Origin of the sequence: Yersinia rohdei ATCC 43380 (assembly GCF_000173775.1) — a bacterium.
GTDB lineage: Bacteria > Pseudomonadota > Gammaproteobacteria > Enterobacterales > Enterobacteriaceae > Yersinia > Yersinia rohdei.
This window is the reverse complement of record NZ_ACCD01000036.1, coordinates 1-13,925: the sequence shown is the minus strand read 5'-3', so window position 1 is coordinate 13,925 and position 13,925 is coordinate 1. Positions and strand designations below refer to the sequence as shown.

The following is a 13,925-nucleotide window of genomic DNA, read 5'->3' as shown; positions in this document are numbered from 1 at the left end:
CAACTTTTACAAAGTGAGCCATACTATGAGGTAGACAGTAAAATGGAGTTATCAAGCCTATGAAAAATCCCACTATTTTCCAGTTTTTCCATTGGTATTACCCTGATGGTGGCAAATTATGGTCAGAGGTCGCAGAGCAAGCAGAATATATTCGTAATATTGGCATTAATGTCGTTTGGCTTCCTCCTGCTTATAAGGGCGCTTCTGGAGGGTATTCGGTTGGGTATGATACCTATGACTTGTTTGATTTAGGGGAGTTTGATCAAAAGGGCACACAAGCAACGAAGTATGGGGATAAAGCGGAGTTATTAAATGCGATTAACCGATTAAAAGAAATGGATATCCGAGTGCTTTTTGATGTTGTTTTCAATCATAAAATGGGCGCCGATGAAAAAGAACAAGTCAGTGTTAGTAAAGTGAACCCTGAAAACCGCACTGAAATTGACGATGAAATTATCAATGCTCAAGCTTATACCCGTTTTACATTTCCAGGTCGTCATGAGACTTATTCATCATTTATCTGGGACAAGCAGTGCTTTACTGGGGTTGATTATATTGAAGAGCCTAACGATGAGGGTATTTTCAAGATTATAAATGATTATAGCGAAGAGGGTTGGAACAGCGAGGTAGACGATGAATTAGGTAATTTTGACTACCTGATGGGCGCCGATATTGATTTTCGTAATCCTGCTGTAGTGGCAGAGTTAAAATATTGGGGAGAATGGTTACTAGATACTTTGCCTATTGATGGTTTCCGGTTGGATGCTGTAAAACACATTCCCGCCTGGTTCTTTAAAGAATGGATCGGGCATGTCCAAAATAAAACAGAGAATGATTTACTGATTATTGCAGAATATTGGTCGCCTGATATTGAAAAGTTACAGCTATATCTGGAGCGGACAGAGGGTGCTGCAATGCTATTTGATGTTGCATTGCACCATAAGTTTCATGACGCATCTAACCAAGGGGAAGATTTTGATCTTACCCAAATATTCGATGGTACGTTAATTGCTGTTGATCCGATGCATACAATAACCTTGGTGGCTAACCATGATACTCAACCACTTCAATCTTTAGAGGCCCCGGTTAATCCGTGGTTTAAGCCTTTAGCTTATGCATTAATTTTAATGCGGGAGCAGGGCATCCCATGTGTATTTTATCCCGATCTATTTGGTGTTAATTATGAAGATAGTGGTGATGATGGCGGAACTTATCAGATAGAAATGCCGGTTATTGTTGAATTGGAAAAATTAATTAAAGCCCGGCAGCTTTTTGCTCATGGTGCACAAAGTGATTATTTTGATGATAAAAACTGTATAGCTTTTGTTCGTGCAGGTACAGAGGCCGATCCCGGCTGTGTGGTTATTTTGTCTAATGGTGCTGAAAATGAAAAAAAAATCGTGCTGGGTGATGCTTTAGGTAATAAAGAGTTTGCGGATTACTTAGAGAATCATTCGGCTATTATTACGACAGATGATACTGGTGGCGCGGTATTCCCAGTCAGCGGAGGGAGTGTGAGTCTCTGGGTGCAGAAAGATTTATTACCCTAAATACAATGTTTATGCGGCTAAAAATATCCGAAATAGCCTATTGAGGTAAGAGCTAAGCCTTCATAATTTACTCTAGCTCAGCTCTTACACATTATTGCTAATTTACTGATGGTTCATTTATCTGGAAGAAACGAACGACTTGACGTAATTCAGCACCTTGTTCAGTTAATGATTGGGCTGCCGCCGCTGCCTCTTCAACCAGTGCCGCATTCTGTTGCGTAACGTGGTCCATTTGTTCTACAGCAATACCTATCTCTTGAATACCAATATGCTGTTCTTGTGAAGCCGTCGAAATTTCACCAATAATATGAGCAACTTTACCGACAGAATTGACTATTTCGCCCATTGCCTGGCTAGCATGGTCTGCACGTTCGGAGCCTGCAGTAATTTTTTCAACAGTGCCGACAATTAATTGCTTAATTTCTTTCGCAGCATTGGCACTTTTCTGAGCTAAGGTTCTTACTTCACTCGCGACAACAGCGAATCCTTTACCTTCAGTACCGGCTCTGGCCGCTTCAACCGCAGCATTTAGTGCCAATATATTGGTTTGGAAAGCAATGCCTTCGATGACAGCAATGATATCAACAATCTTTTTCGAGCTATTTGATATTTCCTGCATGCGCAGAAGCATTTCATCAACAATAATCCCGCCTTCAGTGGCCGTGGCTGCGGTATTAATGGCTAATTCACTTGCGAGTCGAGCATTATCAGCATTCTGACGTACCGTTTGAGTCAATTCTTGCATATTGGCTGAGGTCTGAATTAGCGAGGAAGCTTGCTCCTCGGTACGCTGGGATAAATCAGTATTACCTTGAGCAATTTGGTTTGATGCCACCGAAATTGATTCACTACCATGCATTATTTCATTGATTGTTTTCTTCAATTGCTGATTCATTGTGTTCAGTGAAGCCAGCAAGCTGTGCGTATCGCCAGAACGAAGTTTTATTTCAGTTGATAAATTTCCTGCTGCAATATGGCCCATAATTGCGACGGCATAGGCAGGTTCGCCACCTAATGAGCGGGATAAATGTCGAGCAATCATGCTAGCCAGCAGAGCTGAAATGAAAACAGAGAATAACAATAAAGTGAGCAGTAAATTTTTAGCAGTATTAAAGCTTTGTTGTCCTTCCGCCGCTGCTTTTTCCCCACCTTGTACTTCGAGTACGACTAATTCAGCTAAGTCTTTCATTAGCTGCGTACGATATTTTCTGGAGGTGTCTCCGCTTATCTTACTTGCTTCATCCAATTGGTTATTATTAACAGCATTGATGACAATACTATTTGCCTGAGAAAAATGGTCAAAATCTGACATTATTCTCTTAAATAATTCAGAGTTATTATAACCTTCGGGTAATTTCAAAAAAAGATCTTGTGCATTACGAAAGTTATCCACCGCCTGAAGAATCTCCAGACGATGACTTTCACGATCTTTTTCTGTTGTTGAAGCAATATATTGAACCTGTTGTAGCCGCAGTTCAGCTAAAAAACCACGCATTTCCAATGTATAACGAACACCTGGCAACCAACTGTCGCGGTAGGCTTCCAATCGAGAATTATTATTACTTAACTGTGAAAGGGCAACTGCACCAATCAATAACATCATTATAATAACAACAGAGAACCCTGAGAGTAATTTTGTCAAAATGGATAGGTCGGAGAACTTTTTCATGATCACTACATTTATAAAGTTTAGGTAGGATGTATAACGGCAAATGAAATGAATTCTTGATGTAATAAAACTACTTAATGTGATTTTTTGAGCATTATTTTTCATGCATCAATTTATGTGAATGTTATTTATTTTATTTATTTAGTTGCTATCCCAACCTGTGTTAGAGGATTAATCTGGATTATTGCTCGTTTTGCGATGTTATATTCTGTTCTGGCGATGATTTTTTGTAATTTTCGCCCGCACTATTTAACGAGTGATTAACTCTGCTTCTGATATTTATGATGTTTTTATACAAACATTTTGTCCTATCACTGTTTTTATTGTTATCACACTAGCGCGGCTTAATCGTTTTTGAGGAGTGTGTTAAGCTCGGGCTATCAAAACGTTAGGTGGTCAATCATGATTTTTGTCATTCTTTGGTTTGCTATTGCAGGGCTCAGTGAGTATTTGGTATGGGGCTATCCACTGCTGGTAGTCGTATTAGCTCTTATTTTTGTCGTACTTGGCGGGTATTGGGTATATCGGATACGAAAAGTTCAGGTGAGCGATGAGCCTTCTGATGAAGTCAGATCTAAATCAATCAGTAATATTAATCTGACTTTTTCGGTGATAATGCTGGCGATTCATGCCATTACTTTATTGTTATTACGCTGATTTAAGGGGGGTTTGTTGTATGTTTTATTATTAACTGTGCCAGTGGTTCCAGGTAGAGATCAGTACCCAGGCGGCAATAATCCAGCATATAACCGCTGCAACTAAAGCAACAGGTAAGCGGAAATGAGCAATGAAAAAATAAAGAGATATCAGATAGATAAAGTAGGGAATAATAGCCCATAAACCGAAAACAATCGTTATACGTAATGCTTGGATACTACGCTCACTTCCTACAACATAATGCGCGATAAGAGCAAAGGTCGGAAATAATGGGATTAAACCGGCAATATAGTAATTTCGCGTTTTAGATAATATCCCAATTAGCACCACAACGCTGGCACCGATCAATGCTTTCAGTAGTAAGCCCATTTTTGTCTCGAAGAGTAAAAAATATGCCACCAATAGAATATATTTCAATGAAAGACAGAGAAATTTCTATATTGGCAGCATGATTATATCGGGATATTACAGTTTGTCTCTCGCCGGCTATTGACGATAGCCGTTCTTAATTTGAGCCAATGTATTGGTGAAAACTTCAGCTTGAGCAGCGTCTTCGATACCTGAAATGGAGCGTTCGATATTTAAGATTACTTTCCCAGCATCGGCTTGGCCGATTGCTTTTAGCAGTAGGGTCACCGTTGCTTTCAAGCATGCAACTTCGTTGGCTAAAATTTCTGGGTCAGCAGAAGTGGTAAAGTCTGGATTACTCATTTTTTTTCCTGAAGAAGTAGTAGCTTGCCTGCAAACCAGGATATGTGGGTAAACCCATAATCACAGTGAACATTAGCGGCAACATTAAACAGTCCTCGTATTATATCATAAACTGATGATTAGCTTTGATAACCTGTGCGCAATCTTAAGTTGTTGCTACAACCTCTTAGATAGCCGCTCAAACTGCGGTGTAAACGGTCAGCTATGGATAAGCGCTCCAGCCTGGTCAATGTTGCCATTTACTCTGCTTTAACTTAATTAAGATAATTTTGTTCATAAAAACCAGACTGGTTTATACGGTTTAATTTGTATCCAACATCATCCATTTTCATAGTGAATAAGATATAAGCAATAAATAAAAAACCAAGACTAATTCCTTGCCTAGGAATTACTGCAGAATTATCTGATTAGTAATCGTATCAATATGTTGTGTTTCTTTCCCTAAAAATTAACGTTCTGAACCTCAGTCATTATTTTTTGTATGAATGTGTGAGTGATACAGAGAAAAATCTTAAAAAAACTTTTATTTTCCATCATGGCATTAATTGATAAGCCTGCGATTTTATGTACATAGTCAAAATTAAGACAGAAATAATATCTGTCAAACAATATAGATATGAATTTGCAATTATTCTGTATTCATTCTTTGGTCGAAAACAAGTAATATCATTGGCGTAAACAAAGCGTGATTAGGTTACTCCCTTATTTTTTTGGAGAATTTTCTTTGATTAGCGTTCTTCTTGTTGATGACCACGAACTGGTGCGCGCAGGGATACGACGCATTCTTGAAGACATCAAGGGTATCAAAGTAGCGGATGAGATGCAGTGTGGTGAGGACGCGGTCAAATGGTGTCGTAATCATAGTGTTGATATCGTTTTGATGGATATGAATATGCCCGGTATCGGTGGGTTGGAGGCAACTCGTAAGATTTTGCGTTTTTCTCCTGACACGAAAGTTATCATGTTAACCATTTATACCGAGAATCCATTACCTGCGAAAGTGATGCAGGCAGGAGCTTGTGGCTATTTGAGTAAAGGTGCGGCACCCCAAGATGTGGTTACAGCTATCCGCGCTGTTCATTCGGGGCAGCGCTATATTGCTTCTGATATCGCGCAGCAAATGGCATTAGGGCAGTTGGAACCGCCGACAGAAACACCTTTTAGCTGTTTGTCAGAGCGTGAGTTACAAATTATGATAATGATCACTAAAGGGCAGAAGGTTAATGAGATATCAGAGCAACTTCATCTGAGCCCGAAAACAGTGAATAGTTATCGTTACCGAATGTTTAGTAAGCTTAATATTAGTGGTGACGTTGAATTGACCCATTTGGCTATCCGCCATGGGATGTTTAATGCGGAGACGTTATCTAATAGTGACTGATTGTTTTGATTCTAAAGAGTTTTTAAAAACTGTTACCAGTCAACCTGGTGTTTACCGCATGTATGATAAGGCGGGGACAGTTATTTATGTCGGCAAAGCCAAAGATCTTAAAAAACGCTTGACGAGTTATTTTCGCGCTCATGTGGCGAGCCGTAAAACGGAGACTTTGGTCAAGAATATTGCTCAGATTGATGTAACAGTCACTCATACAGAGACGGAAGCGCTGTTACTTGAGCATAACTACATCAAGCTTTATCAGCCGCGCTATAACGTATTATTACGTGATGATAAATCGTATCCGCTTATATTTCTAAGCGCGGATAAGCATCCGCGTCTAGCTATCCATCGTGGCGCAAAACATGAAAAGGGCGAGTATTTTGGGCCTTTTCCTAACTCTTATGCCGTCCGCGAAACCTTGGCATTGCTGCAAAAACTCTTTCCTGTGAGGCAGTGCGAAAACAGTGTTTATCGCAATCGTTCTCGGCCTTGTTTGCAATATCAAATTGGTCGTTGTTCTGGGCCATGCGTAGCCGGGTTGATCAGTGATGAAGAGTATCAGCGTCAGGTCGATTACGTGCGCTTGTTTCTCTCGGGCAAAGACCAACAAGTATTGACGCAATTGATTTCTCGCATGGAAGAGGCCAGCCAATTACTTCATTTTGAAGATGCCGCACGGATCCGTGACCAAATACAGGCTGTACGGCGGGTAACAGAGCAGCAATTTGTTTCTGGCGACAGTGAAGACCTTGATGTTATTGGGGTGGCGTTTGATGCCGGATTAGCTTGTGTTCATGTGCTATTTATCCGGCAGGGCAAAGTACTGGGGAGCCGCAGTTATTTTCCAAAAGTGCCAGCAGGAACTGAGCTGAGTGAAGTTGTGCAGACATTTGTCGGGCAATTTTACTTACAAGGAAGCCAGGGGCGCACTCTCCCAGGTGAGATTTTGTTAGATTTTATCCTGGAAGAAAAAGAGTTGTTGGCCTCCTCGCTTTCAGAACTGGCAGGAAGAAAAATTCAGATTCAAAGTCGCCCGCGGGGTGATAGAGCCCGTTATCTGAAACTTGCTCGTACTAATGCTTCAACTGCCTTGGTTACACGTCTATCTCAGCAATCAACTATTCATCAACGCATGAAAGAGTTAGCAAAAATTCTTAATCTTGATGAGATAAATCGGATGGAGTGCTTTGATATCAGCCATACCATGGGCGAGCAGACTGTCGCATCTTGTGTGGTATTTGATGCAAATGGCCCTGTACGTTCGGAATATAGGCGCTACAATATTAGTGGCATCACGCCCGGAGATGATTATGCGGCGATGTCTCAAGTGCTTAAGCGCAGATATGGCAAGGCATTAGATGACAAAAAAATTCCTGACGTTATCTTTATCGATGGTGGGAAAGGGCAGTTATCTCAGGCTTTTGATGTGTTTGCTTCACTCAATGTTCCGTGGGATAAGCAAAAACCGTTACTTGTCGGCGTGGCAAAAGGAAGTGATCGCAAAGCCGGGTTGGAAACGTTGTTTCTGGCGGCTGAAGGGGAGGGTTTCTCGTTACCGCCGGATTCACCCGCCTTGCATTTGATTCAACATATTCGTGATGATTCGCATAATCATGCAATAACCGGGCACCGGCAGCGCCGTTCAAAAGTAAAAAATACTAGTGCGTTAGAAATGATCGAGGGAGTAGGGCCTAAACGGCGGCAAATATTGCTGAAGTATATGGGCGGGCTGCAACCTTTACTTAACGCAAGCGTCGAGGAAATTGCAAAAGTGCCGAGTATTTCACAAGCATTGGCAGAAAAAATCTACAATGCATTGAAACACTGAAGCTAATGTTGCACCATACTCATAATATCCACAGCAGCTAGATAGTTATCGTAGCATTATGCAATTGAATATACCGACTTGGCTTACTCTGTTCCGTGTTGTACTCATCCCATTCTTTGTTTTGGCATTTTATCTGCCATTCGTTTGGGCTCCGATGGTGTGTGCCATCATATTTGTGTTTGCAGCGGCAACCGATTGGTTTGATGGGTTTTTAGCTCGGCGCTGGAAACAGACCACCCGTTTTGGGGCTTTTCTTGACCCTGTAGCGGATAAAGTCATGGTGGCCATCGCGTTAGTGTTGGTTGCTGACCATTATCATGTCTGGTGGATTACACTACCGGCAGCGACGATGATCGCCCGTGAGATTATCATTTCCTCTCTGCGCGAGTGGATGGCGGAAATTGGCAAACGCAGCAGTGTGGCGGTTTCATGGATTGGCAAAGTTAAAACCACGGCCCAAATGGGTTCATTGGTCGGGTTACTTTGGCGTCCAGACCCTAATATAGAGCTGGCAAGTTTTGTTTTACTCTATATCGCAGCAGTGCTTACTTTCTGGTCAATGTTCCAATATTTAAACGCTGCGTGGAAAGATTTGCTCGAACCTTGATCGAAGCGCCGCAAAAAGCAGCAAACGAACACATTAGTCAGATAATTTTATTGACTCATTGCGTCAGGTAAGTAGAATGCATCGCATCAGACGGCAGCAACAAACGTCGAAAGATAGCAAAAGAATCAGTAAGTTCTGATGTTGCGGGAATAGCTCAGTTGGTAGAGCACGACCTTGCCAAGGTCGGGGTCGCGAGTTCGAGTCTCGTTTCCCGCTCCAAATTAGTAGGTTGGCAATAGCGAACCTCGGCAGTAAGGCAAAGAAGAATAAGGCGCGTTGGCAGAGTGGCCATGCTACGGATTGCAAATCCGTCTACCTCGGTTCGACTCCGGGACGCGCCTCCAGTTTTCCAGAGCCCGGGTGGTGAAATCGGTAGACACAAGGGATTTAAAATCCCTCGGCTTATGGCTGTGCGGGTTCAAGTCCCGCCCCGGGCACCATGGAAACAAATCTAAGTAAAACAAAGTAGTATGAGTATGTCGTTAACCGCCGAGAGGCGGTTTTTTTGTTTTTGAAATCACCTTTCACCATTGTTTCGCCATATCACTTCGCCATATCTTGCCCGTCCACAACAGGAACAATATTAATTTTTCTATCATATCTTGCGGTCTGTGATGCGCTTTTGTGCCCTGAAATTGCCTGCTTGTCATATAGCGAACCAGTTAGATCTGAGATACCTTTTGCTTTCAGAGCGTGGAAAGTGAAATTAAACTCCAGTTCTGGATATTTCACATCAGCTGCTTTTTTTGCTTTCAACCACCGACTATTAAAACCGTCTCTTGTATACCGGCTGCCTGATTGCTGGAAGAGAACAAATATACTGCTCATCCCTTTTTTTAAAGGTAGTAGGTTGGCTTGGTCTGTGGCGGCGGTTAACCTTGGTCCCCAAACTTTTATCTGCGCTACGCCTGTTTTGCTTCGCTGTATTAATATCCCTTTATCAATCAACTGGCCTTTTCTCATATCTAAAGTATCCGCTTGGCGTGCACAACATAAATAAACCAGTTCCATTGCAACCCGAACTATTGGTGGTGAAACCTGATAACCGTCTTTACGGATTAACGTGGTCATGTCTTTGCTGTTGAGCAAGTCAGCATCGGTGCCGATATTTTGCAGATCCCAAAACACATCCGCACTGATACCAGTGACGCCATTCACCCCGACGTTAGACAGGGTTTTATGCCAGCCAACATCATTATCAATTTTGGCGCGCAAGCCCAAGGCGCGAGCGGTAGCGTAAGCAGTGGTTTTCGCATTGGTTACGGTGTCCCAACTTAGAAAATTAGACCAAATCACCATCGCCTCACGCTGGCCGAAATTCTCACGGTAAATAATGGGCTCTTCTTTGGTTTTGCAGCCATCTGGCGTAACACTGCCAATAATATTGGACGTGGTTTCAGCTTCAGTTTCACCGGCCTTGCCGCTGGCGGCCAGCACATCGGTGAGTAATACCGGGGTATTTAATGGAAACAGGGTGGTGTCAGCATCATCGGAGGTACAGACCATCCCTACTACCGCCGTACTGACAGTGCGGATCGGGCGAGTGCCTTCGTTAATTTCAATGACGCGCGCACTGCGGTGGTAATCGGTTGCAGACATGCATTTTTCTCCGGTTAAGCGTTCATTGGCTATGATGCCGGATTGTTACGCGCGGGGCAGTTAGTGGGGGTTGTGTGAGAGGTGGCACAAAAAATCAGATACGCAGAATAGCGATATTATCCGCATGAAAACTGACTACATCACCAATATTAACACTATGGCAATCAGGTTTTGGTGTGCCGTGCTGTAGCCGGTTTTTGTGGTGTAACCTTTGTATATCATTGTGTTTACGGCTCAACTCCTACAGATTCAAGATTATTGTGGATAGGCTCACCGTCAATAAATCTATTTCAGTGGTGACCTATCCGTTGTGTTAGAGGGCGAAAGCTAATTCTAGTGCCTCCTCGCTATCCCGCAGATAAGTACTGTGTAACGCATCAATCTGTTGCCACAAAATAAGCGAAAGCACCTCTTTAGCATCGGCACGATCAAGGGTAACGATGGCGTAAATCAACGCACGGCAGTGGTCGATAAGTTCTTCTACTTCGCGGGGAGTGTCATCGTACATAGCGCACCTCCGGCAGCAGAGGGGCGGATGAAAAAACAGGTGTGGGAATAACAATGATATTGCTGGTAAATAATGATAGGCATTTAGTCGTCAAATCCATGATGACTACCTCTCTGTATGAGTTTTTAAACTCACCACCTTGAGGTTCCAATCTCTTTATGGGGTGGTGAACTGGGCAAGGTTGGAACTACCGGTCAACAGAGAATCCGGCGCATCTTTCGATGCCCCTGCCCAGCTCACCATTGTTTTACAGATGTAGCCGTGCCTACACATAATAACCGTTTAGGCAGTTATGCGCCCTGTTGAAAGACGGGGTTCCAAACCCGACAGCGGATTTTGCCGCTGCGGCGTGACTATAGCCCAGCGAAGTTATGGCGTGCAATTAGCCAGCATCATTTTAGGACAAACATTTTTGCAGTGAAAATAGTGAGTTATCGCGGTGATGCTTTAAAAGATGGAAGAGGTAACAAGTAGTAAGGAAGAAAAAGGGAAAGGGGTAATCAACAGCGCAAACAGACGACGTTTAAGGCAACATCGCCTGTTAAAAGTATGGATTTAGCTAGCCACTTAATGGCAAATTTGTGCCAGCTCTTTTTCGCTCAGACCGGTCATTTTCATTACCGTCGCGCGGTCAAGACCATTAGCTAACATAGTTTGGGCAATTTTCAGAGTGGCATTCTTCTCACCTATGGCCTCGCCCCTGGCTTCACCTTTTTGTTCCAGTTTTTGTGCAATTGTCATCAGTGACTCCTCGTGCTGCGGTAAGCGGTTGGCCAGGCTGCGGAGGAACGCTTCTGGGTTTGCCGTATCGCCAACCTGTATGATGTAATTTATCGCCGCTTTTAGTTGATCTTCTGTAGTGTAACCACTTGCTATCACCATGACCAGTTGATCCGATAATTCAGATAACTCACGCTGACGAATATGTTTTTGCAACAATTCCAGCAGAGCAATGCGTCGATGGGTCATGATTTCGTTATCGGGGATTACCGTCACATCGACCAGCGGGAAATCACCACTGTACAACCGTCCGGCGAGTGCGGGTTGGTTAAAGGCATGCAGCCAGCTCATGGGATACGGATACGGCGTGACCTTCCCGTGATAGAAGAGGATGGGAATGACCAGCGGCAACTGGTCGTTCCCCGCTTCCAGGTGGCTCTGCATGGCGGCAATAGCGTAGCGCATCAGGCGAAAAGCCATATGTTTATCAGGGGAACTTTGATGTTCAATGAGAGCGTAAACATAACCGTCCCCCGTAGTCGTTTTGAGCGAGTAGAGCACGTCCGAGTAGCAAGCGCGCAGGTTGTTTTCAATGAAACTGCCAGATTCCAGCCGTAAGGTGCTCAGGTCACAAAGTTGCCGCAATTCAGGCGGCAAATGGAACTCCAGCAGGTCACACGCCGTCGCGGGCTGGGTCATAAAATTCTTAAATAGCGCATCGTGAGGGGATGGGGTCGTTTTCATCGGGCGATAATAGTCATGGGTATCAGTGTGAGCAATCACTCCGCACCACTTTAGGATAAACATTTTTTCTATTTAAAATAATGAGTTATCGATAGGAATAAGAAAGGAAAAACAATCAAAGTGCGGAATAAATAGGGTGTAAAAATAGTAGATATAAGGCGACATCAACGTGATATCGCCAGTCAAAATTATGGTTTAGCCGGCCAGTCAATATCTGGTGCGGTGTTGGGGTCAATGCGCATTAGCGCCACGCGGTAGCGCTTTAAAGCATCCAATTGCTGAATATCAGTCTGTTGATTATCGATTGCAATGACGTCGAGTAGGATGTTGAAGGTGATCACCATGGCAACAGCCGATTACGAGAGCGCGGGGTTGGCATCCGAAAAGATAGCGGGCAGCACAAAACCGGTGGTGAGTTCGCCGTCGATACTGAGCACCATAACTTGCTCACCCATGGACGGCGCAGACCAAAAACGCACCCGATCGCCATCGTATTGATTTTATTTCAGATATGTTTATTAGGTATTATTTTGCATGACACAAAAAACACAATTACAATTTTTACTAACGTGAACTTACCAAAGTGAGCAGGGAAAAACTCAACATAGAAAACTGAAAATAAAACGATAATAATAAATGTTATCGTTGAAAGTTATATATTATATAATATTTTTTTATTACCTGCCCATACTATTAAGTATATCTACAACTTCGTTAAATGTTAGATTAGACTTTGAACGTATTTTGTTTATTGTTTTGGAAGTTATAGTCTCAATATATACGCAAAGCATTTCCATGTTATTGATTCGCAATAAATTATAATAACCCGATTCAATTATTTGCATCCTCAGCTTTTATCTCCTGACATTCACTCGCATATTTTTCAAAGAAACAAGATGTATACCAACTGGCTCTCTCTGCTCCACTATATACACTCTCGATTGTTCCTTTGGCAGAACTCATCGTTTCTTTTATCCCACAATTTAGTGAGAGTGATAACATCCTATCTGCATTTAGTTTTTATTTTAAATAAAGAGAAGCATTCATTAACTAGCACTCCATTGAGTGTTAACAATCGTGTACTATGAACAGTAACGCTGGCCATGAGAAAATATCAAAAGCGGATATTATATATCAATTCAACTAATTAGAGACTTTAGCGGGTAATGTGTCGAATGGGGCGTAATGGCGTAATGGCGTGAGCCGTCGGAGCGCCCATCGGTGCAGCCGCCCCGACCCACTCTGTGCTATAAACCAAGTTTGTCATCAAGCTCAACGTAATATTTTATCATTATGTTATTAATCTGTTATAAAATTAAATCACGACATTTCTATACAATTCTTTACTTTGTTATTCTGGCTATTATCAATCAAACAATAAACTCAATGAATACATTAAGTTACATTAAATGTTTTCTTTTTCCTCAGCTATTAATTTATTATTAAAGTATCTTGAAAAAATTTTAATTTAAATTATCTTACTCCGCATAATAACCCAAAAAATGTGAAAGGTTATAACTTTCTACCAGGAGGAGTTATTTTAATCACTCAATAACGGCGGTATGGTTATTGAATAAACCCATTACAACAAAAAAGAGGAAAAATAAAGGAGACGTTATGAAAGTAACCTTTCCATCTAAATTATCCGCAATAGCATTAGCCTGTGGCTGTGTATTTACTGGTAGTGAAGCCTCTGAATTAACGGACATGAACGAAGATTACCACTTCGTTGAAAATGAGGAAGCCACCGATATAAAATGGAACGTTAATCATGCATTCATTTCCTTTATGGGTAATAGTAATGCCGCTAATGCCTTGATGAATTTTCATCAAGGTTCGGAGTTATTGTTCTCCGAAGTTAGTAATGGAGGTGACGCCACATTGAATTTTTATGATTATAGTTCTGTTCGGTTTCATGATAGTAGCTCCGCAGGGAACGCCGCATTGAGTTTTT

General features: G+C 42.3%; 13 protein-coding genes, 3 tRNA genes and 1 pseudogene. 9 read left to right on the top strand and 8 right to left on the bottom strand.

Annotation, left to right across the window (positions count from 1 at the left end):
• Positions 1-59 precede the first annotated feature (59 nt).
• On the top strand, positions 60-1,550 hold the full coding sequence (gene amyA, locus YROHD0001_RS01980; RefSeq protein ID WP_004716411.1) for an alpha-amylase: 1,491 nt from the start codon (positions 60-62) through the stop codon (positions 1,548-1,550).
• 97 nt (positions 1,551-1,647) lie between these two features.
• Here amyA and YROHD0001_RS01985 read toward each other — a convergent pair whose 3' ends face one another.
• Positions 1,648-3,219: a methyl-accepting chemotaxis protein gene (locus YROHD0001_RS01985; protein ID WP_032818098.1), complete on the bottom strand. Its 1,572-nt coding sequence runs from the start codon at positions 3,217-3,219 to the stop codon at positions 1,648-1,650.
• Between the two features lie 402 nt (positions 3,220-3,621).
• Between YROHD0001_RS01985 and YROHD0001_RS01990 the strand changes: the two genes are divergently transcribed.
• Positions 3,622-3,876: a hypothetical protein gene (locus tag YROHD0001_RS01990; RefSeq protein WP_004716408.1), complete on the top strand. Its 255-nt coding sequence runs from the start codon at positions 3,622-3,624 to the stop codon at positions 3,874-3,876.
• A 30-nt stretch (positions 3,877-3,906) separates the two neighbouring features.
• Here YROHD0001_RS01990 and YROHD0001_RS01995 read toward each other — a convergent pair whose 3' ends face one another.
• Positions 3,907-4,245: a GlpM family protein gene (locus YROHD0001_RS01995; protein ID WP_004716407.1), complete on the bottom strand. Its 339-nt coding sequence runs from the start codon at positions 4,243-4,245 to the stop codon at positions 3,907-3,909.
• Positions 4,246-4,362: 117 nt separating this feature from the next.
• Positions 4,363-4,587, bottom strand: a complete 225-nt coding sequence (locus YROHD0001_RS02000; RefSeq protein ID WP_004716406.1) for a DUF2594 family protein — start codon at positions 4,585-4,587, stop codon at positions 4,363-4,365.
• 724 nt (positions 4,588-5,311) lie between these two features.
• Between YROHD0001_RS02000 and uvrY the strand changes: the two genes are divergently transcribed.
• From uvrY to YROHD0001_RS0118735, 6 genes are all read left to right on the top strand, one after another.
• Positions 5,312-5,968, top strand: coding sequence for a UvrY/SirA/GacA family response regulator transcription factor (gene uvrY / locus YROHD0001_RS0118750; protein WP_032818096.1), 657 nt, complete (start codon positions 5,312-5,314; stop codon positions 5,966-5,968).
• Complete coding sequence (gene uvrC / locus YROHD0001_RS02005; RefSeq protein ID WP_032818094.1) at positions 5,961-7,793, top strand: excinuclease ABC subunit UvrC; 1,833 nt, start codon at positions 5,961-5,963, stop codon at positions 7,791-7,793. The genes uvrY and uvrC overlap by 8 nt, the downstream gene beginning before the upstream one ends.
• 58 nt (positions 7,794-7,851) lie before the next feature.
• Entirely contained in the window at positions 7,852-8,400 is a 549-nt protein-coding gene (pgsA, locus tag YROHD0001_RS02010) for a CDP-diacylglycerol--glycerol-3-phosphate 3-phosphatidyltransferase (RefSeq protein ID WP_004716402.1), read from the top strand.
• Between the two features lie 143 nt (positions 8,401-8,543).
• A tRNA-Gly gene (locus YROHD0001_RS0118745) sits at positions 8,544-8,619 on the top strand.
• Between the two features lie 51 nt (positions 8,620-8,670).
• Positions 8,671-8,744, top strand: a tRNA-Cys gene (locus tag YROHD0001_RS0118740).
• A gap of 10 nt (positions 8,745-8,754) precedes the next feature.
• Positions 8,755-8,840, top strand: a tRNA-Leu gene (locus YROHD0001_RS0118735).
• Positions 8,841-8,943: 103 nt separating this feature from the next.
• Here the strand turns inward: YROHD0001_RS0118735 and YROHD0001_RS20775 are convergent.
• The 5 genes and pseudogenes from YROHD0001_RS20775 to YROHD0001_RS19820 form a co-directional block, all read right to left on the bottom strand.
• The gene (locus tag YROHD0001_RS20775; protein ID WP_004716401.1) at positions 8,944-9,999 is read right to left on the bottom strand and encodes a phage tail sheath subtilisin-like domain-containing protein; all 1,056 of its coding nucleotides are present in this window, start codon (positions 9,997-9,999) and stop codon (positions 8,944-8,946) included.
• Between the two features lie 313 nt (positions 10,000-10,312).
• A complete protein-coding gene (locus YROHD0001_RS02015) occupies positions 10,313-10,507 on the bottom strand; it encodes a hypothetical protein (protein ID WP_004716399.1) in 195 nt (64 codons plus the stop codon).
• A 567-nt stretch (positions 10,508-11,074) separates the two neighbouring features.
• Positions 11,075-11,971 (bottom strand): Rpn family recombination-promoting nuclease/putative transposase, encoded by an 897-nt coding sequence (locus YROHD0001_RS02020; RefSeq protein WP_073991257.1) that lies wholly within the window; start codon positions 11,969-11,971, stop codon positions 11,075-11,077.
• A 188-nt stretch (positions 11,972-12,159) separates the two neighbouring features.
• On the bottom strand, positions 12,160-12,315 hold the full coding sequence (locus YROHD0001_RS19825) for a tail fiber assembly protein (RefSeq protein ID WP_162484095.1): 156 nt from the start codon (positions 12,313-12,315) through the stop codon (positions 12,160-12,162).
• Positions 12,316-12,330: 15 nt separating this feature from the next.
• A pseudogene (locus YROHD0001_RS19820) lies at positions 12,331-12,453 on the bottom strand (phage baseplate assembly protein V); the annotation flags it as partial.
• Positions 12,454-13,588: 1,135 nt separating this feature from the next.
• Between YROHD0001_RS19820 and YROHD0001_RS0118720 the strand changes: the two are divergent.
• Positions 13,589-13,925, top strand: a 337-nt coding sequence (locus YROHD0001_RS0118720; RefSeq protein WP_032818093.1) for a hypothetical protein, incomplete at its 3' end; no start/stop codon positions are given.

What these genes read in the sequence shown, in the direction of transcription:
- YROHD0001_RS20775 (WP_004716401.1), bottom strand. Translation starts at nt 9,999, where the DNA reads ATGTCTGCAACCGATTACCACCGCAGTGCGCGCGTCATTGAAATTAAC.
- YROHD0001_RS01990 (WP_004716408.1), top strand. Translation starts at nt 3,622, where the DNA reads ATGATTTTTGTCATTCTTTGGTTTGCTATTGCAGGGCTCAGTGAGTAT.
- YROHD0001_RS02020 (WP_073991257.1), bottom strand. Translation starts at nt 11,971, where the DNA reads ATGAAAACGACCCCATCCCCTCACGATGCGCTATTTAAGAATTTTATG.
- amyA (WP_004716411.1), top strand. Translation starts at nt 60, where the DNA reads ATGAAAAATCCCACTATTTTCCAGTTTTTCCATTGGTATTACCCTGAT.
- YROHD0001_RS01995 (WP_004716407.1), bottom strand. Translation starts at nt 4,245, where the DNA reads ATGGGCTTACTACTGAAAGCATTGATCGGTGCCAGCGTTGTGGTGCTA.
- pgsA (WP_004716402.1), top strand. Translation starts at nt 7,852, where the DNA reads ATGCAATTGAATATACCGACTTGGCTTACTCTGTTCCGTGTTGTACTC.
- YROHD0001_RS02015 (WP_004716399.1), bottom strand. Translation starts at nt 10,507, where the DNA reads ATGTACGATGACACTCCCCGCGAAGTAGAAGAACTTATCGACCACTGC.
- YROHD0001_RS19825 (WP_162484095.1), bottom strand. Translation starts at nt 12,315, where the DNA reads ATGGTGATCACCTTCAACATCCTACTCGACGTCATTGCAATCGATAAT.
- YROHD0001_RS01985 (WP_032818098.1), bottom strand. Translation starts at nt 3,219, where the DNA reads ATGAAAAAGTTCTCCGACCTATCCATTTTGACAAAATTACTCTCAGGG.
- YROHD0001_RS02000 (WP_004716406.1), bottom strand. Translation starts at nt 4,587, where the DNA reads ATGAGTAATCCAGACTTTACCACTTCTGCTGACCCAGAAATTTTAGCC.